The 26041-nt window shown below is 43.8% G+C and carries 22 protein-coding genes and 2 pseudogenes; 6 read left to right on the top strand and 18 right to left on the bottom strand.

Annotated elements, in window-relative coordinates; translation table 11 throughout:
• Window positions 1-316 precede the first annotated feature (316 nt).
• A complete protein-coding gene (locus tag ACZ1GZ_RS01800) occupies window positions 317-1768 on the top strand; it encodes a diguanylate cyclase domain-containing protein (protein ID WP_472666714.1) in 1452 nt (483 codons plus the stop codon).
• 606 nt (window positions 1769-2374) lie between these two features.
• Window positions 2375-3037, top strand: a complete 663-nt coding sequence (locus ACZ1GZ_RS01805) for a response regulator (protein ID WP_472666715.1) — start codon at window positions 2375-2377, stop codon at window positions 3035-3037.
• Here the strand turns inward: ACZ1GZ_RS01805 and ACZ1GZ_RS01810 are convergent.
• On the bottom strand, window positions 3023-4759 hold the full coding sequence (locus ACZ1GZ_RS01810) for a sensor histidine kinase (RefSeq protein ID WP_472666716.1): 1737 nt from the start codon (window positions 4757-4759) through the stop codon (window positions 3023-3025). The two genes, ACZ1GZ_RS01805 and ACZ1GZ_RS01810, sit on opposite strands and share 15 nt — an antisense overlap.
• On the bottom strand, window positions 4752-6056 hold the full coding sequence (locus tag ACZ1GZ_RS01815) for an MFS transporter (protein WP_472666717.1): 1305 nt from the start codon (window positions 6054-6056) through the stop codon (window positions 4752-4754). The genes ACZ1GZ_RS01810 and ACZ1GZ_RS01815 overlap by 8 nt, the downstream gene beginning before the upstream one ends.
• Before the next feature lie 166 nt (window positions 6057-6222).
• Between ACZ1GZ_RS01815 and ACZ1GZ_RS01820 the strand changes: the two genes are divergently transcribed.
• Complete coding sequence (locus tag ACZ1GZ_RS01820) at window positions 6223-8664, top strand: autotransporter outer membrane beta-barrel domain-containing protein (protein ID WP_472666718.1); 2442 nt, start codon at window positions 6223-6225, stop codon at window positions 8662-8664.
• Here ACZ1GZ_RS01820 and ACZ1GZ_RS01825 read toward each other — a convergent pair.
• From ACZ1GZ_RS01825 to ACZ1GZ_RS01845, 5 genes are read right to left on the bottom strand one after another with little or no spacing between them, the layout of a single operon-like run.
• The gene (locus ACZ1GZ_RS01825) at window positions 8641-8940 is read right to left on the bottom strand and encodes an FAD-dependent oxidoreductase (RefSeq protein WP_472666719.1); all 300 of its coding nucleotides are present in this window, start codon (window positions 8938-8940) and stop codon (window positions 8641-8643) included. The genes ACZ1GZ_RS01820 and ACZ1GZ_RS01825 overlap by 24 nt on opposite strands.
• A gap of 18 nt (window positions 8941-8958) precedes the next feature.
• Window positions 8959-9282 (bottom strand): 2Fe-2S iron-sulfur cluster-binding protein, encoded by a 324-nt coding sequence (locus ACZ1GZ_RS01830; RefSeq protein ID WP_472666720.1) that lies wholly within the window; start codon window positions 9280-9282, stop codon window positions 8959-8961.
• A 24-nt stretch (window positions 9283-9306) separates the two neighbouring features.
• Window positions 9307-10107: a 3-methyl-2-oxobutanoate hydroxymethyltransferase gene (locus tag ACZ1GZ_RS01835; RefSeq protein WP_472666721.1), complete on the bottom strand. Its 801-nt coding sequence runs from the start codon at window positions 10105-10107 to the stop codon at window positions 9307-9309.
• Entirely contained in the window at window positions 10104-10742 is a 639-nt protein-coding gene (locus ACZ1GZ_RS01840; protein WP_472666722.1) for a sterol desaturase family protein, read from the bottom strand. The genes ACZ1GZ_RS01835 and ACZ1GZ_RS01840 overlap by 4 nt, the downstream gene beginning before the upstream one ends.
• Entirely contained in the window at window positions 10742-11098 is a 357-nt protein-coding gene (locus ACZ1GZ_RS01845; RefSeq protein WP_472666723.1) for a hypothetical protein, read from the bottom strand. Before ACZ1GZ_RS01845 ends, ACZ1GZ_RS01840 begins: the two co-directional genes overlap by 1 nt.
• Before the next feature lie 119 nt (window positions 11099-11217).
• On the opposite strand from ACZ1GZ_RS01845, the gene ACZ1GZ_RS01850 reads away from it, so the two are divergent.
• Window positions 11218-12141: a LysR family transcriptional regulator gene (locus ACZ1GZ_RS01850; RefSeq protein ID WP_472666724.1), complete on the top strand. Its 924-nt coding sequence runs from the start codon at window positions 11218-11220 to the stop codon at window positions 12139-12141.
• A 288-nt stretch (window positions 12142-12429) separates the two neighbouring features.
• The gene (locus tag ACZ1GZ_RS01855; protein WP_472666725.1) at window positions 12430-12639 is read left to right on the top strand and encodes a response regulator; all 210 of its coding nucleotides are present in this window, start codon (window positions 12430-12432) and stop codon (window positions 12637-12639) included.
• Between the two features lie 301 nt (window positions 12640-12940).
• On the opposite strand, the gene ACZ1GZ_RS01860 is transcribed toward ACZ1GZ_RS01855, so the two are convergent.
• Window positions 12941-14449, bottom strand: coding sequence for an aldehyde dehydrogenase (NADP(+)) (locus ACZ1GZ_RS01860; protein WP_472666726.1), 1509 nt, complete (start codon window positions 14447-14449; stop codon window positions 12941-12943).
• Window positions 14450-14596: 147 nt separating this feature from the next.
• Between ACZ1GZ_RS01860 and ACZ1GZ_RS01865 the strand changes: the two genes are divergently transcribed.
• Window positions 14597-14896 (top strand): Dabb family protein, encoded by a 300-nt coding sequence (locus ACZ1GZ_RS01865; RefSeq protein ID WP_472666727.1) that lies wholly within the window; start codon window positions 14597-14599, stop codon window positions 14894-14896.
• Window positions 14897-14910: 14 nt separating this feature from the next.
• On the opposite strand, the gene ACZ1GZ_RS01870 is transcribed toward ACZ1GZ_RS01865, so the two are convergent.
• The 10 genes and pseudogenes from ACZ1GZ_RS01870 to ACZ1GZ_RS01915 all read right to left on the bottom strand — a co-directional run bounded on the left by ACZ1GZ_RS01870 (window position 14911) and on the right by ACZ1GZ_RS01915 (window position 26037).
• Entirely contained in the window at window positions 14911-16077 is a 1167-nt protein-coding gene (locus ACZ1GZ_RS01870) for a Gfo/Idh/MocA family protein (RefSeq protein ID WP_472666728.1), read from the bottom strand.
• Window positions 16074-17123, bottom strand: a complete 1050-nt coding sequence (locus tag ACZ1GZ_RS01875; RefSeq protein ID WP_472668212.1) for a sugar phosphate isomerase/epimerase family protein — start codon at window positions 17121-17123, stop codon at window positions 16074-16076. Before ACZ1GZ_RS01875 ends, ACZ1GZ_RS01870 begins: the two co-directional genes overlap by 4 nt.
• A gap of 8 nt (window positions 17124-17131) precedes the next feature.
• Window positions 17132-18721, bottom strand: coding sequence for an isochorismatase family protein (locus tag ACZ1GZ_RS01880; RefSeq protein ID WP_472666729.1), 1590 nt, complete (start codon window positions 18719-18721; stop codon window positions 17132-17134).
• Between the two features lie 36 nt (window positions 18722-18757).
• Complete coding sequence (locus tag ACZ1GZ_RS01885; protein WP_472666730.1) at window positions 18758-19606, bottom strand: N-acyl homoserine lactonase family protein; 849 nt, start codon at window positions 19604-19606, stop codon at window positions 18758-18760.
• Window positions 19607-19627: 21 nt separating this feature from the next.
• The gene (locus tag ACZ1GZ_RS01890) at window positions 19628-20512 is read right to left on the bottom strand and encodes an amidohydrolase family protein (RefSeq protein ID WP_472666731.1); all 885 of its coding nucleotides are present in this window, start codon (window positions 20510-20512) and stop codon (window positions 19628-19630) included.
• A complete protein-coding gene (locus tag ACZ1GZ_RS01895) occupies window positions 20509-21621 on the bottom strand; it encodes a vWA domain-containing protein (protein ID WP_472666732.1) in 1113 nt (370 codons plus the stop codon). The genes ACZ1GZ_RS01890 and ACZ1GZ_RS01895 overlap by 4 nt, the downstream gene beginning before the upstream one ends.
• Window positions 21618-22499: an AAA family ATPase gene (locus tag ACZ1GZ_RS01900; protein WP_472666733.1), complete on the bottom strand. Its 882-nt coding sequence runs from the start codon at window positions 22497-22499 to the stop codon at window positions 21618-21620. The genes ACZ1GZ_RS01895 and ACZ1GZ_RS01900 overlap by 4 nt, the downstream gene beginning before the upstream one ends.
• Before the next feature lie 84 nt (window positions 22500-22583).
• A pseudogene (locus ACZ1GZ_RS01905) lies at window positions 22584-23594 on the bottom strand (xanthine dehydrogenase family protein molybdopterin-binding subunit); the annotation flags it as partial.
• A 535-nt stretch (window positions 23595-24129) separates the two neighbouring features.
• Window positions 24130-25542 (bottom strand): annotated as a pseudogene (locus ACZ1GZ_RS01910) (xanthine dehydrogenase family protein molybdopterin-binding subunit); the annotation flags it as partial.
• Window positions 25543-26037, bottom strand: coding sequence for a (2Fe-2S)-binding protein (locus ACZ1GZ_RS01915; protein ID WP_472666734.1), 495 nt, complete (start codon window positions 26035-26037; stop codon window positions 25543-25545).
• Window positions 26038-26041: the final 4 nt, after the last annotated feature.

The following is a 26041-nucleotide window of genomic DNA, read 5'->3' on the forward strand; positions in this document are numbered from 1 at the left end:
AGCTAAATCACCAAGCAATCACAATGGATGCCAGATCGCAATTCGATCATCAAATTCAAAGCTGAAATGAAAACAAAAAAGGGAAAGCCTCTCTACTTATTTAGGGTAAATCCACCTACCAGATATATCATTGTTACAATAGATTAAGTTCGAAGCTCGTATTATGCTTATGTAGCAGAAAACAAATTTCCTTGATCCATCACATTGTTTAAACGAACACAGACTTTGAGCTTATTAAAATTTTGCTAACCAACAGAATTATCCGATATTTCATTTCTTTGTTTTATCGTTGCTCCACTGAAAAAGGGGCAAAGTGATGCGTTTAACAAATTCAGGATCATATAAAAAAGCCATAATGCCGCTAATCGGCCTATCAATCGCAATTTTTGTTATATTTGTGGTCAGTAATCTTTTTGTACTTAATACGGCAAGCAAAGTTGCATCAGATATTCGATTGATATCAGAACAGAATTTGGTCAATGGTGAGCTTGAGCATCACATGGAAATTTTGGCGCATGATCAATCAAATATTTCTCATTGGGATGAGACGGTCAAAGCTATTCAACACAAACAACATGATAGTTTCATGCGGGAAAAAGTTGCAAGTTGGCTGTGGGAAGATTTTGGTGTTGAGTATTCCATCATTGTCTCGCCCGATAATAAATCAAGCGCATTCGCTTTTCAACACTCTGTACAGGATGCCTCCGATGGGCAAGCTATCGTAGATGAGAATTTGAATTTAATTACGCAAGCACAGGATAACTACCTCACAAACCGTGTTGCTGATGAGGCAGGCTTTCATTTGAATGCGCACCCAGTTCATTCTCAATCGTCCATTCATACAATTGGGATTAGGCAGGTAAATGGTGTTTTGGGCATGGTTGCTGTCCAGGCAATTGTTCCAGACAATGAGCTTAGACTGGCAGATGGAAAAGTATCCACGTTGTTGACTTTCAAGCCGATCACGTCGGCGATGATTAATGATATTGGTCAGAAACTGGAATTGAACGGCTTCAAAATTCATTCATCAAAACTCGGAGCATCGGATAGATCATATCTGGATCTGCATACGACTGATTTGAGTCCAGTTCTTGTTGCTAGTTGGACAACTAACTCACCTTGGTACAATATTTGGAGTAACACAATAAGTGTTGCATCAGGCTCACTGGCAATTATGACTTTAGTGTTGGTATTGATCTGCATCATGCATGGGAATGCGCATCTAAGATTACATAAGAGTGAAGAAAATAATAGGTTCTTAGCGCAACATGATCCTCTAACCTCTCTGCCTAACAGATTAAATTTTGACACCGTGTTGGCGAATATCATCAATAATCATAGGTATGATAGTTGCGCTGCACTTTGTATAGATCTGGACAAATTCAAATTTGTAAATGATACCTACGGTCACCAAGTTGGTGATCTGGTTTTAAAGACTGCGGCTAACCGTATTAAAAGCGTTGTCGAAGAAAAGGGCATTGCAGCTCGCGTGGGTGGCGACGAGTTTACGGTGTTGCTTCCAAATATTGATGATGCTGAGCAGATCAAACTCATTAGTGAAAAAATCATCGAAAGTGTTAGTAAGAAAATTCCATTTGAGGGTGGCGATGCATTGATTGGTGCTAGTGTTGGTGTTTCGCTCTGGCCCAGAGACGCGTCTACAATTGAAGGCTTGATGAAAGCCGCTGACGAAGCTCTTTATGAGGCAAAAGATAGTGGGCGCGGGAATTTCAAGATATATAACTTTGATTTAAAAAAATGCGCATAAGCATGGCTATTTAACAAGTGAGCAACGAAGCGCTTTTTGCTTGTTAATTTTATCGAGTTAAACATTGCGACAGAGCCCGTTTTTAAGGTCGGGATAAGTCAACGGTGCTCAGATGTGCGGCTACAATATAGTTTTCAAACTAATGGCTACGCCCCATAAATACACGATTTCTAGCACACCGGTAGCATAGTCACTGAACCTTGCACTTTTTAAGAGCGCGATATGTGGTTTGGTTTTCATTGTTTGGTTTCGGATCTTGCTTGTGTGCTTTTTCGTTCAATGCAGACTTATTGATTGCAAATGAAATGTCGCGCTCTTGCCAAAAGCAGAAACTGTACGACCAAAATCCCCCGATTGAATGTTCTCTTCAAGTCGCAAATAGCGTTGGTCGGCGTTCAAATTGCGAATTTAAACTCACACAAACGTGTATTCACTCATACTTTCGTGTGGTTGCAGAGCATTGCAAAAAACATTAGTGATCACCACGCGAGCAAGCTGGCTCGAATTAGGCCTATAAATACAATAAAATGATCGGTTTAAAATGAGGGAAATTTTTAGCATAAATCATTCAAGAATTCTGGTTCCCGATATATTGTGGTCGGTATGATGAGTGCCTCAACTAAAATTGCGATCATTGACGATCATGAGATTTTTGCCGAAGGTCTTTGCGACGTGGTGCGCAATATATCAAACACCTATCAGCCAATCAGCTTTACGAATGCGAAGGCTTTGATTGAAAAAATAAATTCTGGTCAAAAGTTTGACTTGATCATTTCTGATATGGCGATGAAAGGTATGAATGGGCTCGCGCTCATAACTGCATTACGGGCCAATGGTAACTTAACACCCGTAATTATCACGTCAGGAATTATCGAAGATAATTCATTATCTGAGGAAAATCTGGTTAAAATGGGAGCATCAGCATTTGTTCATAAAACGGCTGGGATTGAAAAATTTAGTTTAACCATCCGTACTTGCTTGCGCAGCATTAATTTTGACACCTTGGCAATTAATACAATTATTGCCCAAAAATGTCCTCATGAAACCTTAAACTTAAATTCATCTGCATTAAAAATTCCATCTCTGGGTATGCGCCAACTCGAAGTTTTAAAATTAACTGCAGAGGGGCTGAGTAATCGGGAAATTGCGCAATCATTATCGATTTCTGAGAACACTGTGAAATCCCATTTGCAGTCTATATTCAATGAATTTGGTGTTAAAAAAAGAACGGCATGCGTTAAGCGTGCAAGGGAACTAGGTATTATTTAAACCTGCCATAACTTCTTCGGTATATTTTTTGAATTCAGACACTGAATGATTAGCTGGTAAGTGGGTTACATTAAGATCAGTGATTTTTACTTCGTCATTATCGCTATCAAATATAATGATTGGGATGTCTTTTTTTGCCATCCCTTTTATATCCCTGATACTGCTAGGGTCAAAATTCTTATCAGCAAGATTGTCAATGACGATCAAATCGGGAACGAGGTTTATGGTCGATAAAAGCCCTTCGACTTCGCCCAGATTGTCAATCTTAAAACATCGCCATAGCCAAATTGAAGTGACGTTTTCCCAACCACCAAATTCTTTCCTTTCATTTTGCCCGATAACAAGGACCACAGGGGTTTTAACAGCAACTTCAGGCCGCATTTTTTCATAGCCTTGCGCAATTATATTTTGGTCCAATTTAAAGTAAAATCTTGTTCCTATCCCAGCTTCGGATTGTAATGAAATAGACCCATTTAAAATTTCAGCAAGTTTACGTACAATTGAAAGTCCCAAACCAAGCCCTGAAATATTTTCATGGTTTTCAAGTCTGAAATATTCCTTAAATATATCTTCTTGTTCATGCTCGGCAATTCCTGGCCCGTTGTCTGCGACCATAATTTGTATGCCATCGGGCTCAAGTTGGCAGGTCAGCATGATATGACCACCCACCGGGGTGTATTTCATCGCATTAGACAATAGATTTCGCACAATACGGGTTACCAAAAGTGGATCAGTATTTACTTCACAAGGCGTGAGTTCAATTTGAAAATTAAAAGCCTTTTCCGTTATTCGATTAGTAAATTCGTCAGCCAATTTTTCTAGGAGTAACGAGAGTTCAAATACTTCCTTTTTAACAATAATCTCTGAACGTTCCAATTGGCTATGTTCGACAAGTTGCCGCAACAGTTGCTCCTGGCTATCATGCACGTCCTCAAGCTTTGCGAGTAGCTGTTTTTGATCATTTGTCTTGGTTTTTGCACTTAAAGAATCTAGAAAATGTCGCTGAGCAATCAATGGCTGCGTCATGTCATGACTTATAGATGCCATGAGCCGAATTTTCTCCTCATTCAGGCGCTTAATTTCCTGCTGATGCTCAATAAGCTTTTGTGCAGCATCACGATTAATCTGTGCCACAACGCCGTCACGAACCACGCTATTCATCGGCCTGCTCATATAATAACCAAAGGCAAAATAGATAAAATATCCAAACCCTATGACCTTGGCGTGCGCGTCACCTTCCAACATTAGATAAAGCCCGAAGGGAATAAGTGCGGGAACCAATAAAACCACATATCCTGGCCTATAGACAGCACCACGCATCATACCGCCCAAGGTAATGCAGATAATTGAAAAACTGGAAATAAGAATATGAAACGGCGACATTGGGTCCGTGGTATATATAGCAAATGCGCCCCATACAGCCCCAGTTGTAAATGTTAGCATTAAGTGCCAACTCAGATAAGATCCAACATTTTGCCGATTGATGCCATCAACACACATAAATCGGGCGTAAAGAACTGTGATACCGATCATCGTAGATGCCGCACAAAACCATATCACAGCTTCTGGCCAGCGTTCAGATAGCAACAATAATATTGTCGTTGCGATCACGATATACATCACCATGTTTGCTGATCTTAATGCGCCACCCTTTAAAAGCCGAGCTTCTTCAACACGAACATCAGTTAAATCATAATTATCAAATGGGGTTGTTTCAGCCATTGTGTAATGTCAGTTCTGCCGCCGTAATTGGAGTTGCTTTGATGACCCATAGGGCTGATAACCTAAGAGCAATTGGGATAGCTGCAAAGAAGATAATTAACGTTAAAATTTGACCCGGATCATTTTGTTGCTCTTTTTGAAATCCAACATATTCGAGCATGGGAAATGCTAAACCCATGGGTACAATGAATGTAAGTTTAGATGTGGCGTTTTTGATGGCTAAAAATGTGCCGCCAAAACGGTTCTCTCCATCTCTTTCGGTTTCAGATACTATGTCTGCAAGGATAGATGTGGGCATGATTGCATCACACCCAAATGCTGCGCCGATAATGATGCAAAGGATCATAAAACCAATAGTGTCACCTGCACCTAAGAAAAAGGAAAAACCCAAGCCAAGTGAGCAGAAGATGATTGATATCATCCATGATGTCTTTTTGTTAAATCTCTTCGAGAGAACCACCCATAGAGGTAAAAACAAAGCTGTTGAAAGGAATAATAGCCCAAGAAATGCGCCAATCAATTCGGGTTTTTCAATAACATGTGTCACATATAAAACCATAAGGCCGGCGGTCAGAGCATTCGCGGATTGAATGACTACAAAAGAGCTAACCAAATATCGAAAAACACGGCGCTTGAGAACAAACTTACATCCATCAATGAAACCAATTCGAGGAGCTATAACAGAACGTTGATTTCGTGGGACAAAGAGCAAAAATACTAAAAGTCCCATGATTACAAGGACGATGATGATTTTTGCAATGAGGTCAAGTGACATAGGAATGGTAAGAGCTAAAGCAAATGGAATTGAGGCTGCAGCAATCGCCCCAATGACTTGAAAGACCGCTTTTGAACTCGCCAGAAGTGATCTCTCATGCACCTTTTTTGAGATTTCCAAGCCTATGGATGAGTATGGAACATCAACAATTGTATAGAAGAAAAAATAAGCAGCACTCACAAGAACAAGATAAAATAATCCGATGTCATTTGGAGGCGATAACAACAGCCATACAGATAGGCAAAAAAATGGTGCGCCAATGATCATCCATGGAATTCTAGGGCCTAGTTTTGATCGTGTTTGATCACTAAAATGCCCAATCATTGGGTCTGTCACAACATCAAATACCCGTCCAAAGACAAAAATTGCGCCAACCGCAGTAAGGCCAAGCCCCAAATCAATCGCATAAAATGTTGGGATGTAAATCACCAATGCCAGCCCGCCCATGGCTAACGGTGTGGTTAAAACACCAAAATATATGAGTTGCCAAAAAGACAGCTGTTCTAACTTTGAATTTTGCATAATTCCCCCGAAATTTATGCGCAAAACTATTAACCATATCCCCAATTGGCAATCACTTTATTAAAAAACTTATCTAACTCATACTTTCGGGCAATTGATGGCTGAGTTCGCACGCGATAATCCAACATTATTAATTTGTTAAGCTTATTTCGGGGGCGAAGGTATCGTGACTATAACAACAAAAAAAAGACAGATATTGCTCAAGGCATCAACAGCGGTTGCTCTTATAATATCGGCAAAAACAGTGTTTGCTGGAGATGTAACTGTTAATATGCCAAATGTCTCCATATCTTTAAACGATGGCGACAATCTGATTGTTACGTCTGGCGGAAGCATATCAAATGGCTCAGGTGACGCAGTTGGAGCTGGCACATCCGGGCCAACTGTTTCGATCAATAACAATGGCACAATTGAGTCAACATCTTCTGATCGCGAGCACGATGGCATTGATACCCGAGGTTCTACATTAAGCAGCTTAGTAAATTCGGGTTCAATAACATCGGTAGGGGGAAGTGGGGTCCATTCATATGCCATTGGTTCTTTCTCAAATTCCGGTACAATCAGCGCCGCAATAACTGGTGTAGCTGCCTTTGGTGGCGTGACTACTTTTGTCAATGAAGTCGGAGCAACAATTAGCGCAACTCAATATGAAGCAGTGCACTATTTAAACGGTGGTTCTAGTCCCGATAAAACGTTTACAAATCATGGAAATCTATTCGGTGGACTTGTTGGGTTTCAAGATAAATCTACAGGTACGTTTACTTCATTCAACAATAGTTCGACGGGTGTTATAACAGGAAAAACAGGTGTAATATTTGACGGCGGAGTGGTCGAAAATTTTGTAAATTCTGGGATTATTACTGGAACTGCAAATCACGGAATATATTTCGATGTAAACATAGGCAAAATCGTCAATAATGCCGGCGCTAAAATCGAAGCCGACGCAAAAGTATCTGACACACAATATGCCATATATGTGAATGGTGTTTTATCTACTTTGGAAAATGCTGGCACTATTACAGGTGGTGAGGATGTTGACTATGCCGCAGTGCGGGTAACAAAGGGTATTGGACAATTAACAAATACTGGTACTATTTCAGGTCACACTGGTGTGAGTAGTGGCAGCTATATTACGAGTTTAACCAATTCAGGGAAGATTGAAGGAACGACAGACTTCAGTATCAACGCGTCTTCAGAAATCAAATCTTTGACAAATGAAAAAAGCGGAGAAATTGTTTCTAACAATTTAGGTATCAGAACGTATAGCGGGGGTATTGAGAACCTAAACAATGCTGGAACAATTCAGGCTAAGACTCCAATTTTTATATCTCGTGCTACTGATGCGACGAACGCCACGATCACCAATTCGGGTGCAATAACATCCACAAAAGGTGCGTCCGGTACAGCCATCTACCTTGGCAATTCAGCTGCAGACACAATTAACATCGAAGCCGGATCAAGCATTATAGGTAAGATTGATTGGGATGGAACCAAAGACACTGTCAATTTTGCTGTAGGTTTGAGTAACACACTAGAATTTACCAATACGCCGGATAATATCAAATTTGCATCTGCCCTTGGTGCAGTTGTTGATAAAACAGTCGTTCAGGCTGACACATCGTCCATCAATATTATTGATGATGCTGTTGCTGATGTGGCTTCTGCGGCATCATCGCTGGTTGGTGCACAAGCGGGAAGCATTTTCCAAACACCTGAAAATGCAAGCGTTCAAACACCAGAAGACATTGATGGTTTTGGTTATGGTGTCATGAGTAATTTTGTTGATCGTAATGCTTGGGTTTCCTTGTGGGGTGCAGGTTCCTTTCAAGAAGAAACCTCAACGCTTGCTGAAACAACAGCCTATTCCGCTGGCGTTTTGGGCGGCATTGATTGGCGATCATCAGATGGTAATTTATTTGGTATCCATGCTGGCGCGGGCCTCGGTGAAATCACGGTCAATGTCACCGATGGTCAGACTATCGACTCCAGCTCATTATTCGGCGGTGTTTATGGCCGCTATCATCAAAATGAGATAGCTGTTGATTACAATATCACGGCCGGCATGATGCAATTTAATTCAGATCGATCAATTTCTGGTGGCAATGAAACTGCTAAAGCAGAATATAATGGTTATTTTATCCAGCCAGAAATAAAGTTCTCCAAAGAAACAGACATTGGCGACAAGACGTTCATCCCCAGTGTTGGCTTCGGTTATAAAGGTGTTTTTCTTGATGAATATTCTGAAACGGGATCTTCAAGCAACGTGTCGGTAAATGCGCGTTCTGTTCATTATGCACTCGCCAATGCGCAGATCGATTTGATTGCAGATTTTAATACAGTAAACGGTGATACAGTTATGTTTCGACCTTATGTCGGAGCAGAGGGCTCTTTTATAATGGGTAAAAATACCGCGACTGCATCGCTTTTGACAACAACGACAACGTTTGACACTGGTGGCGACAAAAATGTTGTTCGTGGATTTGTTGGCGCAAATTTTGCAAAAAATCTTGATAAAACAACAAAGTTATTTGGTGGCGGTGAAGTGAGTTATAATAGCGCTAAAAACACTGCATTTAATGTGCGCTTAGGTATTAGTAAATCCTTTTAAAGCACTTAAAATTTGATTTGAAAACTGTGCTATCTCAGATGCAATAGTATCTAGTATATGCAGTTGTCCGTCATCCCAATACTTAGAACTTCGCAAATACATGCGATTAACAGGCATCTGACCCAACAGATACGCTTTTGACAGTGGCGGACGTTGATAGGGTTCAGCGGATTCTTCGCCAATCAAAGTAATATTGTCTGCGTACCCCAAAGAACGCAGTTTACCAGCCAAGGATGAACCTGTTTGACCTGCACCAACTATTACAACTCCACCCACACTAAAGTCCTTTTCAAACTACATTTGAGTTTCAGGTAGATGGATGTCCATACCATCCATTTCGTCGACTACTTTAATCTGACAAGACAGGCGCGAACGTTGAGGATCGCGATCGATAGCAAAATCAAGCATATCTTGTTCAGCCTGATCCATTAATGGAACAATCTCTTGAAAAGTAACGTCAAGATAAATGTGACATGTTGCGCAAGCACATGCGCCACCACACTCCGCTTCAATTCCTTCAATGTTGTTCTGACGAGCTCCCTCCATAAGAGTGGACCCCACTGGTACATCGACAATTTTTGAGCGACCATCGTGCTCAATATATTTAATTTTTGGCATTTTTTATCCTAGATAAATTAACTGTCAGGATTGGCTATCGATAGCTTTTTGAAACAATTCAAGATCATCATTTTTCATAAATATTTGGTGTTTCTTCTCAGGAAACGATCCATTCTGGACATCCGAAATATACTCGCGATAAGCATCTATTCGCTCGTTTTGCAGACGCTCACGTTCTTTTGCAAAGTTACGATACGCTTTTGCATGACGCGGAAAATGTCCGGTATTTTCTCCCAGCAAGTCAGCAGAAAACAAATATTGAACATCACATTTTGCACCGGATCCAAGCGATATTGTTAACATCTTTGTACGTTGAGTGATTAGCTCGGCAAGATCCGAAGGCACGACTTCCATCTCAACTGCAAATGCACCTGCATTCTCAAATGCTTTGGTCTCAGTCCAAACCTGGATGGCTTGATCGTAGGTCTTTCCAACGGCTTTAAAACCACCGGTCCACGTGGCTTTTGGAGGAACTAAGCCGACATGTGCAATTACCGGCACCCCCTCACGCGCAAGGACTTCAATTATTTGAGGGCTCATGGCACAATAGATAGATTGCGCACCAGCTTCCATCGCCTCCATTGCGCCTCTTAAGGCTTCAGATTCATTGGAATGTTGTCCCCATTTCAAACCATATTGAAAATGAGAATTAGGAACAGCGCGGGCAAACTCACTTGTTTCGGGACGAAAACCCGTACCAATCATATCAATACCAGCAGTGCTGGCAGCAATGGCCTCTTCAATACGCGCAACCTGAACGAAAGAGATTTGTTGAACACCTTTTAACGCCTTTAAATCGTATACTGTTAATGCCTTGGAACTCATTTGCCCATAATCCTTATTCGACGTTCTTTCATTTTTTCATTGGCTTCTTTTGTTCCATCATGAAACGAGCCAAACACAGCATCCCACGGCACTTCCAAACTGCCATAGTTACACTCAAAATAGCGGTGGTGCATTTGATGATGAAACGTTCCAAGATTAAGGCGATTTTGATCCTTAACCACTAGTCCTTCAAACCCTGTATGCGTTGATGCGGCTGTTAACACGATATATTGCAGATGATACAAAATATGGACAGGATTTGCGGGTATGAAAAAGTGGATCATCACAGAGCCGTAATAAATGATTTGCTCGATCGGGTGCATGGAATTACCTGACCATGGACCCACATTAATGTTGCGATGATGGACAGAATGCACACGCTTATAAAGAGGTGGCCAATGCAATAAGCGATGAATCCAATAAAAATAAAAACTTTCCCAAAGCGGTATCAAAGCAAATAAAGCGACAAACCAAAATGGGTTGGCTGCCCATGTAAGAACAGGTGCATATCCATTGCTCATCGACCAGAACATCAGTACTTCATAAGCTGTCCAGATCGTGACACCACTACCCAAAGACCAGAACATATTATCTCTGATTTGCCCACCCAACGAGAACTGTTTCCCGTTCACCATCAATGGGCGCTGGTCATATTTAAGTTTTTTCCCTGTGCGTTCCATTTGTAAAAATAAACGTGAAGACCACCAGCCACAAGTGTCAACAAAATGATATTTCGTGCCCAAAGCCCTACAATCCAGCCAATTTCCAGTTCTTGTGTTGTTTCCAATGTCGGCTGAAACCACAACAAGCTGATAAATGCCACAGCAACCAAAATTAGGCGTTCAGAGATTAAAAACCAACTATCCCAGATCCACCTTATGATCGCCAGTGGGCGCCATGGCCATTGAAATAAAGGTGAAATTGAAAGCGGCACTTTAGGAGTATAATTCCAACCTGGAAGTGACGGTTTTTGTTCGCTTGCATCAGACATTTAAATCTCCCTGAATGGTTTTCTATACATTGACAAAAATTCCTATCTTTGAAAAACAGTTTTAAATGACCAATTAAATCTGTTTATTAGTTGAATGATAGTTGTAAGGAATTTGAGCTATGAGTATTTCAATCAAGGCAATGAAATATGTGAGCACAGCTATGCGTTATAAAAACATAGCTGCTGCTGCTAAAGAGCTGAATGTAGCTGCTTCTGCTGTAGCGAGTGCAATAGATCACGCTGAATCTGTATTTGGCATAAAATTGGTAACAAGGACTCGCTCTCGTGGCATCATAACGACTAGCGCTGGTCGCGAGGTTCTTCAAAGTATGGAAAAGTTACTCGAACACTACGAAGCGGTTCTAGCGACAAATAGCAAAAAGCATACTCAACTTGGCGGGTTCTTGAAAATTGGTTATTACGCACCAATTTCTCCGGCTTTTATACCGGCGATTTTAAAGCCAATCTTAGAAAAAAATCCACAATTAAAAGTAATCCTTGATGAGTGTGATAATGATCAGGCACAATCTGAATTACTTAACGGAAACTATGATGCAATCTTGTTTGTTTCTGACGTGCCATCGCCTCAGATTAAAGTCACAGAACTTATTCAAGCACCTGCATATTGCCTTTGCTCAACATCCCACCCGTTCGCAAGTAGAAAATCTGTGACACTGGAGGATGTCAAAAAAGAACCTTTAATTATTCTAAATCGTCCCACAGCATCTGATTACTACCGCCAATTGCTTGAAACTACAGAGCAAACAAAACTTAATATTGTCGCATCCGTTACCCAAACTGAAATGGTGCGTTCTATGGTTGGTGAAAACTTGGGATGTGCAATACTAAACATGCGGCCACTTATAGATGAAACATATGCAAATGGACGTCTCGCATGTGTACCTATTTCATGTAACATACCCAATTTGTCTCTTTCGGTAGGTGTAATATCCGGACCTTCGAAACAGATTGTGGACTTCTTCACAGAAGCTTGTATCAATTATTTCAACAATTCCTCAAGTTCAGCAATTATTATGGCATGAACATTATCTTTACAAAGATATCAATACGCCCAATCATTTGGTACAAATAGCTTAAAGAGTATTGGATGACTTATTGTCTAACCAATCGAAATTCTCTTATACTTCTAGCACAGTCACTGACCCTTGCACTTTTTGGAGCAGGGTGTTGGGTTGGTGCCAAGAGCAGATGTTGATTGACAAACCTAGGTATTTTCCTAAGGTGCAGTTACTGAGAATTCGCGTTGAAAATAAAAGAAAACATACGTGTATGCTCGCGGACCTTTGGAGGCTTTTGAGTTGGATCAACGCGTGTATGATGAGAGTGTTGGAAACAAGGCTAATATTCTTGTTGTTGACGACAATCTAATCAATAGAAAAAAACTCAGCAGGGCGGTTCAAGCACTCGGGCACCAAGCAGAAGTAGCGGAAAACGGAACTCAAGCATTAACGATGCTATTTGAGGGCAATTTTGATGCAATTCTTCTCGATATCATCATGCCTGAAATGGATACGACGTGATTGGAGGCCAATGTCTTGCTAAGCTTCTTGCTCCTCGTCCTTACGCTGGGGATCGTATAGCACCAGCCTTGCCACCTATCACCTATGCTGAGAGAACGGATCAATAAGTATACAGCCAACCAAATTACCTTCATTCAGCTGATCACGCGACGCCTAATGCTCCGCATAGCTCGGCAACAAGATTAGTGTTTTGATTGTGACTTTACGCTCACCAACGACAGATCGTTAAGAGTTCTAATACTGGCTCAGACACATAACTATCCGCAACATCTTTTAGGTAGGATGAACTGATAGAAAATCATTATTGCAACTTAGTATATTCAATCATTGGCCAATCGAAATTTTGGTACGACACAGGGCGTAAAAAGCGCCGAATGGATAACGTTCCCACAGATGTCGCGCCAAAATTTGTTGACGCAGGATAGGGGCCGCCATGAACCATCGCATGGGACACTTCAACCCCCGTTGGAAACCCATTTGACAAAAGACGACCAGCTTTTTGCTCCAGTATTGGCAGCAACTTACGTACCAACGCTGCATCGCCATATTCATGGTGAATAGCGCAGGTCAATTGCCCGGTTATTTGACGCGCAAATTGCAGGACCTCACCCTCATCTTCCGCTAAAACAATTTGTGCAGTTGCGCCAAACACCTCCTCTTGAAGGCTTTTGTCATGTAGCCAATTCTTGACACTTGTACTAAAAATCGCCGGCGCACCATAGCGCCCCCCAGATAGACCTCGATAGAGCGTATCGACATGCGGATTATCAGCCAAACTTTGTTGCCCTTGCTGATATGAACGAGCAATTTGTGTCGTTAACATAATCTGCTCATCTTGCATGGTCACATTTGCAACAGCACTTTCAATAAACTTTTGGGTATCAGAATTTTTAATCGCAACAACGATCCCAGGATTGGTGCAAAACTGACCAGCACCCAAGATTAATGATTGAACCCATGTCGCAGCAATTTCTTCAGATTTAGAAATAAGCGTGTGCGGCAGAATAAAAACGGGATTAACAGACCCAAGCTCACCGAAAAACGGAATAGGTTCTGGGCGTGCAGCACATAAATTAAATAATGCACGACCACCAATTGTTGATCCGGTAAACCCGATAGCTTTGATATGGGGATGTTGCACAAGCGCTTCTCCAATTGAACGATCACTACCTTGGATTTGAGAAAACACTCCCGGATGTAAATTATGACGTTTGATTGCTTCAAGAATCGCCTGCGCAACCAAATCACAAACCCCTGCATGTGCTGCATGCGCTTTGACAACAACCGGGCACCCCGCGGCAAGAGCAGCAGCAGTATCCCCTCCAGCGGTTGAAAACGCGAGTGGGAAATTTGAGGCGCCAAATACGCCAACCGGCCCAATAGGACGCTGTACCAATTTCAAATCAGGTTTGGGAAGTGGCGATCTATGAGGGTCAGCTGTTTCATGTCGTAGATCTAAATAATCATCGTGCTCGATGTAGTCTGCAAACAATCTAAGTTGCATGCATGTTCGACCCATCTCACCTTCTAAACGCGTATGGGCATATCCCGTTTCCTTTGCGCCTTGCTTAATGATTTTATCCTTAAGGGATTCTATTTCATTCGCAATTGTTTTTAAAAATGCAGCGCGTTTGGATCGACTTGAAAAGCCATAACTTTGAAACGCGTCTTGCGCGGCATTTGCAGCATTATCGACGAGTTTTGAATTGCCTAATGAAAATTGATCTGGAATACCTTCAACAACCTCGTTTACAAAAGTTGAAGTCCCCTCCATCCATTCCCCCGCAACAAGGCTTTTACCGTTCAACATCGCAACACATCTCCTGTCAAAATCTCCCTGAACCTGACACAGGCAAATTGAAAAGACGAGAGGACTAGCGCTTTAATCAGACGCTGAGAAATGGTGTAAGCCTACCCATCAAAGTTAAAACAAATGGGATAATGAAGGATAGATTTCATGCATACTCATACTGTTTTCTTCTGGCTCTGGAAATCTTCATCGCAACAGGATCGCGAAACTTTTCGACAGGGTCTAAATCACTTGATGAAAGATCCAAATGTTCGCCAATTTATAATTGGTGAACCAGCTCGTACCGATCGAGATGTGGTCGACAACAGTTATGATTATGGCTGCGTCGTTAGTTTTGACAGCACTCAAGATCATAATCTTTATCAGATCGGGCAGCACCACGAGGAGTTCTTACAACGATGCAAACACTTGTGGTCCCGTGTGCAAGTCTTCGATATTGAAAACTAGCTCAAAGGTGGGTTCTATAATCGCACCCAGGATGTGTTTTGTTGATGAGAGCGTACACAAGCCTCTATAAACGAAACACCCATCACACCATCTTCTGACGTTGGAACGTGGGCAGCAGCTTCAGGGCTCTGCTTGTTTTGCATTGCACGAATTATTCGAGCTGCTTCCAAATAAATCGTCGCGAACCCTTCAAGATATCCTTCTGGATGCCCGGCAGGAATTCGGCTCACGCGCATGGCAGCATCCGAAAGAGATGGCCCACTTCGCGTTAACTTACGCATTGGCTCATTCAGCGGCGTATACCACAGTAAATTGGGCTCTTCCTGCATCCATTCGAGCGCACCTTTTTCACCATAGATGCGCAATCTAAGATCATTTTCTTTGCCAATCGCAACTTGGCTTGACCAAATCATTCCACGCGCGCCACCTTTATAGCGCAGTAGAATATGTGCATTATCGTCAAGTGCACGCCCAGGCACAAAGGTGGCCAGATCAGCAGCTAGGCTCTCTGGTTCCAATCCACTGACGTAGTTTGCCAAATGATACGCATGCGTTCCAATATCACCGATAGACCCGCCAGCTCCTGCACGCGTTGGATCAGTTCGCCACTCAGCTTGTTTTGCACCAGTTTCCTCCAACCGCTCAGACAGCCATCCTTGGGCATATTCTGCCTTTACAACACGGATGGCACCAAGTTCTCCAGATAATACCATGTCTCGCGCCTGACGAACCATCGGATAACCTGAATAATTGTGAGTGAGAATGAAAGCAGCACCTGAACGCTGCGCAATATCATGAAGGCGCTGCGCTTCAATGAGTGTATTCGTCATTGGCTTATCACAAATGACGGATATCCCTTTTTGCAGAAATGCTTCAGCGGCCGCAAAATGCATATGGTTTGGCGTTACAATTGACACGACATCAATTGTATCTTCGCGCAAAACCTCTTTCTCCGCCATCGTTTTATAATCGGGATAAATGCGATCTGGTTGCAACCCCAATTCTTGCCCAGAGACCAGCGATTTTTCAGCTGTTGATGAAAGTGCACCGGCAACGAATTCAAATTGATCGTCCAAACGTGCAGCATATCTATGCACACCTCCAATGAAGGCGCCTTGTCCACCGCCAACCATACCGAGACGAAGTTTACGCGGTGGCTGCTGTCCAACAAAACTGTTCATCGTTCGAGCCCCAACCATTTTTTGCGCATGTCACTATCAACACCCGCACCTGCAAAATCATCGAAGACATGTTCACTGGGTGGAATAATGTGATCAGATATAAATTTAGCACCTTCACGCGCGCCAACTTCTGGATGCTTAAGTGCACATTCCCACTCAAGAACAGCCCAACTCTTATAATCATACGTGGTCATTTTTGCGAATATCGATCTAAAATCTACTTGCCCGTCGCCCAAGGATCGAAAACGCCCTGCCCTATGTTTCCATGGCGCATAGCCAGAATAAACCCCTTGCGAAGGCGATGGGTTAAATTCAGCATCCTTGACGTGAAAGGCACCGATGCGCTCGTGATAAACGTCAATGAACCCAAGATAATCCATACACTGCAACAAGAAATGACTGGGATCATAATTGATCATACAACGTTTGTGACCGCCTAATTTGTCTAAAAAACGCTCAAATGTTTCACCATCAAAAACGTCTTCACCAGGATGAATTTCATAACAAACATCAACGCCTGCTGAATCAAATGCATCCAAAATTGGACGCCAACGTTTTGCAAGTTCAGTAAAGGCCTGGTCAAAAACATCATCACCCCGTGGCGGCCAAGGATAAGCAAAAGGCCATGCCAAAGCGCCTGAAAATGTAACATGCGATGTTAGCCCTAAACGTTGCGAGACCCGCGCTGCTTTGAGCAACTGATCCACTGCCCAGCGCTGACGTTCTTTTGGGTTTCCATGTAAATGCTCGGGCGCAAAGCTATCAAAGCCTGCATCATAAGCGGGATGAACCGCAATCAATTGACCCTGTAGGTGTGTGGATAGATCCGTGATCTCAACACCCGCATCAGCACATACACCTTTAACTTCATCACAATAAATGTGACTGTCAGCTGCTTTATCAAGATCAAATAGCCGCTTATCCCACGAAGGAATTTGCACACCGCGATATCCCAGATCAGCAGCCCATTTTGTGATTTCAACAAGTGAATTAAATGGTGCTTGATCGCCCGCAAATTGCGCAAGAAAAATCCCGGGCCCCTTCATCATCTCCATTAGCGTAGTGCTCCAATCACATCATCTACTCTCGTAACTTTTGCCACATTGCCCATCGCATAATTTATCGATGCATTGTGCCATTCGGCATTCATGGTCGAACAGGCATCCTCTGGCGTAATTACGAAGTAACCCTTATCGGCACCTGTCCGCGCGGTATGCTCAATCGACATATTTGTCCAAGCACCTGTATTAATAATCGTATCTCGCCCAGCACCCTTGATGTAGTTCTCCAATCGACCCGATTCCCAAGCACTCATCGTCATTTTTTCAACAACAAGATCTCCATTCCTTGGTTCAAGTCCCGAGACCGGCGCTCCACCCCATGTGCCGCGGACAAGCGCATTTGCACCAATTACCCCCTCAACCAAAGGTGAATTTTTCTTCATCGCCGGGTGCCCCACTTCGCAAATAAAATGCACGTGAATGACAAGCACGCCTTTGCTGCGACAAACATCTGCCAAACGTTGGATATTGGCGACGACATTTTGCTCTCTTGCATGCTGTGGCGAGCCACTATCAGCAAATGCACCCCCATCAATTACCACATCATTTTGCATGTCTTGGATGACAAGAACCGTTCGTGCCGCGTCAATCATCAACCCATCACCAGACAAATTGTCAGCCCCTTTTTGTGCTATTGCATCTGGAAACGCTGGCGGTGGGTTTTGACCAGCAAGCATAAACGGCTCCTGCCGCGGTAAAACCTTTGTCTCGACGGCATAAAGCGATGTTTCAGATGTCATGAAAAGCGTTTTCCAGTTCGAGCCACCCCAATGTAAATTAGCCACCATCTCGGGCACTTTGATCTTACCAATCAGCTCTCCATGAAATGAATAAATCCAAACCCCTCCGGGTGCTGTGACCCAGATATTCCCTTCCTGATCACACTTCATGCCGTCAGGCAGACCCTTGAGATTATAATCCGAAATCCCGCTTGCAAACACGCGTCCATTGATTAAGCGGCCATGCTCATCAATCTCAAAAAACCTAATATTGGCCTGTTCGGTATCATTAACCCAAATATATTTTTGACACGGCGAAAAACATAATCCATTTGGCTGGGTAAATGTGTAGCGATCAGAAACAAGTTCCGGCTCATCACCGGGGCGATGATGTGGTGACAGACGATATACACCTTGAAAACCCATCTGAGTTTCTCTGGGAACGCCAAAATATTCAAGCCGACCATATGTTGGATCCGTGAAGTAAATTGAGCCATCATTTCGCACAATCACATCATTAGGGGAATTAAGCTCCCGACCTTCAAAATGCGAACATAAAACTTCGCGTTTGCCATCAGGAGATAATTTAACCAATGACGAAGTTGAATGTTCACAAATGATCAAATTCAGATCCGCGTCAAAAGTCATGCCATTGGCTTTATTAGTGGATTGTAAAACTTCTTGAACACCAGAATGGTCCCAGCGTCTACGTTTATCCGCAGGCATATCAGAGAATAGCAAATATTGCTCCACAGGGTGCCAAATAGGCCCTTCTGTGAAGCTGAATCCAGTGCCCAACTTTGCAACTGGCGCATTAACATTCATCAAACTATTAAATGTTGTTTTTATCGCCTCATGAACCATAACTAAACTCCAAGATATCGCTTCAATATTTCAGACTTACATCGGGAACCAATTTCGTTTGGGAAGTGTTTCAATCAGTGGTCCTGGGACTTGCATACCCAGACGAGCAACAACCTGCTGGCTCTCTATTTTCGCAGGGCGATCATGTACCGGAAGCAGGAACTTATAATTTGTTAGAAGCTTCTTAATCGCTCCTTTTTCTTCACGTTTCGAACCAGAATGATTACCCGTAACGCGCGGTTCCATATAATTATTTGTAAAGACATGGTTCACAATCTGGTCGTTGAAATCATAGATTACGTCCCCACAAATACAGGCTAGTCCTTCTGCAGTTTCAACAATAACATTCATCGAACCTTCCGTGTGCGCACCAGCAGCCTCGCACCAAACGCCGGGGATAATTTCTTCCGCGCCCGTGATCTCCAAATCAAGGAAACGCATAGCTTCCTCTTCATAAATACGGTCAACCAAATGCTTGATATCTGGTTTTGGATACTGCGGATACATGATGCCAGAAACTGAGAATTCCATTTCACGACGATTGATCACAACCGTTGTATTCATCGGGAAGAGATCATCTTTACCTGCGTGATCAATGTGTAAATGCGTATGCAGTATGTAACGGATATCACCAAGTTTTAGACCATGTTTGGCAAGTTGATTTTCAATCATATTGTCATGAAATTGAAGACCGCGCATACCAAGCGATTCCATAATGGCGTTATCGCGATACCCTGTATCAACAAGAACCGGGTAAGCACCACCTAAAATTAAAAAGCCATAAACTGGAACGCGCCGTGCCCGCCCGCACTCGTGTCCTAAAACCAAAAAACTCGTTTCCAGTTCAATATCCCCATAATCAAGTACATGAATTTCTAATGCCATAATTTCCTCCGTACAAAATAACTATTTCAATTGATAAATTCGTTCAGCAGTGTCGTTAAACACCGACCTTTGATCTTCTTCGCTCAATGTGGACGCTGCTTTCTCAAAAGCTTTGAAGAGCTTCTTGTAGCTCGTCCAAAGCTTTTCAATCGGAAAGTTTGAACCATAAAGGCAACGCTCCGCGCCAAATATTTCCACCGTTGTCTGAAGCATGTCTGTGATAAATTTTTGATCGACTTTATGGTTGAATGTGCCGAAACCAGACACCTTCGAATTCACGTTTGGACATTGAGCTAAGCGTTTCATACCTCGCTCCCAGTTTCTGCGGTTGTCTTTCGTTTTATCGGTCAACATCCCCGCATGCTGGAGTACAAATTCAACATCAGGGCAAGTTTCTGCTAGTCCTGCAGCATCGATCATCTGTTGCTCAAAAACTTGCAAATCAAACGTCCAACCGTATTCGGCCAGATACTCGATATTTTTGCGTACCGTAGGGTCTGCAGGTAGTCCCCCGTGAGGAGCAAATCTGTATGATGGTTCAGCATGCCAATGAAATTGCTGACGAATACCGCGCACAAGTGGATAGGCGGCTAACTTATCCAACTGAGGGCGAACATCAGCTACTGTGAAATCAGCATAAGCAACGATTGCATGCGGCCAGCCCTGACCTTCATTATCTGAAACTTTTTGCACCCATGCGGCTTCATCTGCTGCCCAGTTAGGAGCCCAATTTGCCTGCACATAAACGGATTTTTCAATACCAGTTCCCGCAAGATCAGATTTGAATTCGTCGATCAAATAGTCCCGCTTGATATCTGCATAAGGCCCAAAAATACGTGGCTGTTCTGGACCGAGCAGCCATGGCAAATCTTTCTGAAGCCAAATATGATGATGCGCATCAATCATGCCGCTCTCCCAAGTGTAAGAAAATGCTCGCAGATTGAGGCAATAGAGCCTCCATCTGAAATGTTATTGATATAGCGGGAAGACAAAACCAAGGCCTCTGTCTGTGGAACAAAATTTCCATCACTTGCAAGAGGCGTTAGCCATTCCAAACGCCAGGATAGCTTTGACATACGATACAGACAATCGACCATCAGATCAGGGCTACCACGTTCAAGCCCATCAGAAAGCACCGCCACCACAGCGCCTCTCATAATGCCCTTATAACGAGGGACAGCTAAAAGCGCATCAAGTGCTTCTCCAATCCGCGTACCGCCATCAATATCAGCAACCAACCGACCAACTCGTTCCAGCGCTCGCTCGCGCGATTTCTCAGATAATGACTTTGTTATTCGGGTAAGCCTCGTACCAAAAGTAAAGACCTCAACGCGATCACCAACTTGTTTCAAGGCATGAGCAAATTGCAAAGATTCATCCAAGCGATCTTTCATAGATCCAGACACATCGATCAACAATACGATAGATCTTTGCCGCTGTTTGCGCTTGGTTTCGCGAAGGTCAAATATCTCGCCATCACGCTTAACTGCGTCGCGCAATGAACGGCGCATATCAAATTGCGTTCCGTTTCGTGTAGGTGTTCTACGGAGTGATTTTCGCTGCGGCCAAGAGTGACGCGCACGTCGTGAAAAATTATTAAGCGCATCTTCATCAGACATGGTTTGAATATCACGAATGGATAGTTTCTCGCCAATGCTTGCAAGATCGCCTGGCGGGTCTTCGTCCTCTTCAATCTCTACATCTATGGAACCATCTCGCTCTTCAAAAGCGTCGGTTTGCTCCTCATCGTCTGAGCTTTGGGCGGGTGCAGCAATCGTCTGACCCATAAAATACGCTCGAAATAGTGCATCATATTCTGCACGACGTTCTTTGGGGACAGCAAAAATAGCCAAACCAGCATGTTGGATTTGCAAAACATCCTTTGGTCCCAAAAGTCCAATAGCTTCGATAAATGATATGATTTGATCGGGTGAGACAACAAAACCATGCATGCGTAAAATTTGAGGAAATTCGACAAAAGGTCGTGCTGCTTGTGGCAAAGATAACATGTTCATGCAACGGCTCCTTCAATCAACGAATTCAATTGAGGCGCTACATGCTGCAAATCATCATGGTCTTTAAGAGCAACACCGATCGAGCGCTTAAACGCTTCTGGCCAATTTGCACCTTGCCCATTGAGTAGTGTCGCGGCCTCAGCCCATTCAATCGTTTCAGCCACACCCGGTGGCTTGGTCAGCATTTCTGAACGCAAGCCGCCAACCGCTGCAACAACAGAACGCGCTGTATGTTCAGCAACTGAGCTTGCACGCGCCATTACAATCTGAGCTTCAAGATCGGGATGCGGATAATCAATCCAATGATAAACACAGCGCCTGCGCAAAGCTTCATGCAGTTCACGGGTTCGGTTGGAGGTCAGCATAACCACAGGGCGAGAGTTCGCCCTTACAGTTCCTGTTTCCGGAATAGAGATTTGAAAATCTGATAAAAACTCTAACAAAAAAGCTTCAAATTCATGATCAGAACGATCGATCTCATCAATCAAAAGAACCGTATCTGATGGATTATTTAACGCTTCTAAAAGCGGACGCTCTAGAAGAAACTCATTTGCATAGATGTTTACATATTCCTCACCAGCTTGGCGAATAGCTAGCATCTGGCGTGGATAGTTCCATTCATAAAGTGCAGCGGATGCATCTATGCCTTCAAAACATTGTAGCCGTACCACTGACCTACCAAGAACAGACGCAATGGCTTTCGCCGCTTCTGTTTTACCCACGCCTGGTTCGCCTTCAAGCAATAATGGCTTACCCAAAGCCAAAGACAAATAACCTGCTGTAGCCAACTCATCATCAGCAATATATTGCGCACCATTGAGCGCATCCCGCAATTTTTGCGGTGAATCAATGCCAACTATGGAGCTGTTAACAACCATCGCTTACCAACTTCTCGACGTCTGGTTATAATTTTGGTTTTGCGAAGTTGTTGATATCCCCTGGCTAGATTGCCACGATGAACCTTGTGGCCGAGCACCTCCATTTGCCATTATTCCACGTAAGATTTTTTCAGGCGTTATTGGTAATTTATCGATGCGAACACCAATTGCGTTATAAACGGCATTTGCAATACCCGGCAAAAGCGGGTTGGCACACATCTCACCCGGGCCTTTACCGCCATAAGGCGCATCTTCCGCAGGACGTTCAAGCACCGCAATATTGTGAGGTACAATTTCACCCGGACCTGGCATCAAATATTGATTAAAATCAGTGGGACCATGATCACGGTTTGGATAATAAGGTTCTGTTGTTTCATATAGCGCATGACTAATGCCCATCCATGCACCACCAATAAGTTGTTGCTCCACCATTTTTGGGTTGAGTGCACGGCCAAGCTCATAGGCCGAATTTACTTCTAGAACTTCAACTTCACCGGTCTCATCATCTACCTGCAGATCAATAACCACCGCCGCGTGGGCAAAACACGATACTGGTGTCATCTCACCCGTATCGGGGTCAACATCTGACATTGGAATGAGAAAAATTCCACGGCCAGAAATCGTCCGGCCTTGCTTAAATTGGGCAGCAATTGCCGTGTCTGAAACAGCAATGGATCGTGATGGCGCACCTTTAACACGGATATTACCCTGACCATCAGTATCAAGATCGCCCGCATTAACCTCCAGCTCTTCAGCTGCCGCTTCAAGCATAACATTACGCGCTTCCTTAGATGCCTGGATAACTGCATTACCGACGCGGTGCGTGCCACGGGACGCAAAGGATCCCATATCGTGAGGCCCGGTATCGCTATCAGCTGTATCAACGAACACATCCTCAACTGGAACACCCAAAGTCTCCGCAGCGAGTTGACGCGTTACTGATTTCATGCCCTGCCCTAAATCGATGGCCGACAGCGTGACTTTGAACTTTCCATCTGGCGTGGAATGAACCAAAGCCTGACTGGGATCTCCACCCAAATTCATACCTATTGGGTAGTTAATACAAGCAAATCCGCGGCCTTTATGAATTGTCATTTTAGCGCCTCCTTGAACCTGAAATAAAACGGGATACTCCAGGACGTTTCGTTCCGCGTGTAAACGGCTCACTTGGCTGATAGCCACCAGAACCGTTTTCGTTTTGGGCTGATGACGGTGGTGCGCTAGATGGGTCAGCAGACAAAGCGGGTTTCTCATCAGCGGCTGTGGGCGCTGCTGATGACGGTGGTGTATAAGGCGCATTAACAACCGGCTGAACGGGTACAGACGCTATTTTTTGAGAAGCAGTGTTTGGATTTGATCCATCTGGTGTATTAGGTACAGACATCAAACCATCTGGACCAATGGCAGGTGTAGATTGCGGTGTCTGGTCATGATGTACAGGACCAACCGACTGCCCCGGCATTGCCAATTTATTCGGTTTCCCAGCAATGTTTTTCACATCCTGCCCCATAGCCATAGATGCAGAAACTGGCGTAATAGTCGATGACGGCTTACTAGATAACTGCCCATTCTTTGATGGTGCAGTATCTGCAACGCGCCCTGCTTTCCGTTCACCTATACGACCTTCTTGATCAATCTTCGTTTGCGGCACTTGTGCGCGCTCGCCACCGCCATCTTCAAGGCTAGACATTGCTGCAAATTCAGGCCCTATTGCCCAATTTCCTTTTTGCGCAGCAACCTGACAACATTCAATTAAAGCTGTGTTTTTTGCAATCCGGCGATGAGCCTTCATATCACCATCGCGATATGCATTTTTAATACGAAGCTCGATTGGGTTCATCCCAACCTTTTCAGCCACCTTGTCCATATGTGCTTCAATTGAAAAATCCACCGCAGTGATACCAAACCCACGCATCGCAGTTGCAGGCGTTCGATTAGTGTAAACACAATAGACATTGGATGACACATTCGGGATGGAATACGGCCCCGGCAAATGGCCTGTTCCTTTAATAATCGCGTAGGATGAGAGCCGTGTGTAGGCACCAGCATCAAAGAAACCGGTAAACTCACGCGCTATAATCGTGCCATCATTCATAACGCCGTCACGAATACGCCAACGTTCGGCACCACGCGGAGCACCAACTTGCATTTCCTCTTCTCGATCCCAAGTAAACTTAACTGGACGACCTGTTAAAATCGCACCTAAAAGCGCCATAGGTTCATGCAAGGAATCAACCTTGCCGCCAAAACCACCACCCACAGTTCCACCTATGAAATGCAGATCGCTTGAATTCATCGCGAGTAGTTTTGCAGATATTCCAAGTGAGAAAAACAGAGCTTGCGTGCTGGTGTGACAGACATAGCGGTTGTTCGTTTCAGGCGCAGCAATCGCACCACAAGTCTCGGTTGGCGCTTGCTCAATCGGCGACATTTCATATTCGCCCTCAACGATATGGTCAGCCTGCGCAAAGGCAGCTTCCGTATCACCAAAACGCAATTTCTGATGGTCATAGAGTTCATGATAATCAAAAGTATTGTTGGGGTATTCGTCATTGACCACAGGTGCTTGAGGCGTAAGCGCTTCTTCCACATCAAGCACATGCGGCAACACATCATATTCAATGCGAATGGCGTTGCATGCATTACGCGCTTGCAATTCAGTTTCCGCAATGATTGCTGCGACTGGTTCACCTTTATAGGCAACTTTTTTGGTTTGAATGAGCATCTCATCATCACGACCGAAGCCAATGATATCAAGCATTGTGTTCATGTTCACAGGCACGTCTTCGCCGCGCACAACACGTATGACACCGGGCATATTTTGCGCCGCAGAAACATCCATCGAGCGAATTCTGGCATGATGGTGGGGTGAACGAAGACAACGCATATGAAGCAAGCCTTCAAACAAATGATCATCAAAATATTTCGTTCGGCCAGTAACGTGACCTAGTGCATCCTGACGCTGTGTTGGTTTGCCAACCACATCCAATTCGTCGTCGCGTTCATCAGCAAAATACTCTTTGCGGAATTCGATAGAGGACATTTATGCAACCCTCCCGCCATAGGAGCCACCGCGCATTTTTTGCACCGCGGACATGATCGCATCGACAATTGGCTCGTACCCCGTGCAGCGACAAATATTGCCAGATATAGCCTCAATCACGTCGTCACGCGTTGGGTTGGGATTCTGATCAAGAAGAGACTTTGCAGCCATTAACATACCGCCGGTGCAATATCCGCATTGTGCAGCAAAACCTTCCATAAAGGCCTCCTGCAAGGGATGAAGCTCAGGCCCATTTGCAAGCCCCCCGCTCGTGTCGATATTTTTGCCCTCAACAGATTCCGCAAGCGTTATACATGATAGATGGGGTTTGCCATCGATTAGAACAGTGCAAGTTCCGCATGTGCCTTGGCCGCAACCGTATTTAGGAGAAGTATCGCCAACACCATGGCGAATAGCAGTTAGAAGATTCTCACCACCATTGACGAAAATCGCTTTGTGCATGCCATTGAGATTAAATTGAACAGGCTTTTTCATAGCG

It is taken from the genome of Lentilitoribacter sp. JB5-8 (genome assembly GCF_055693385.1).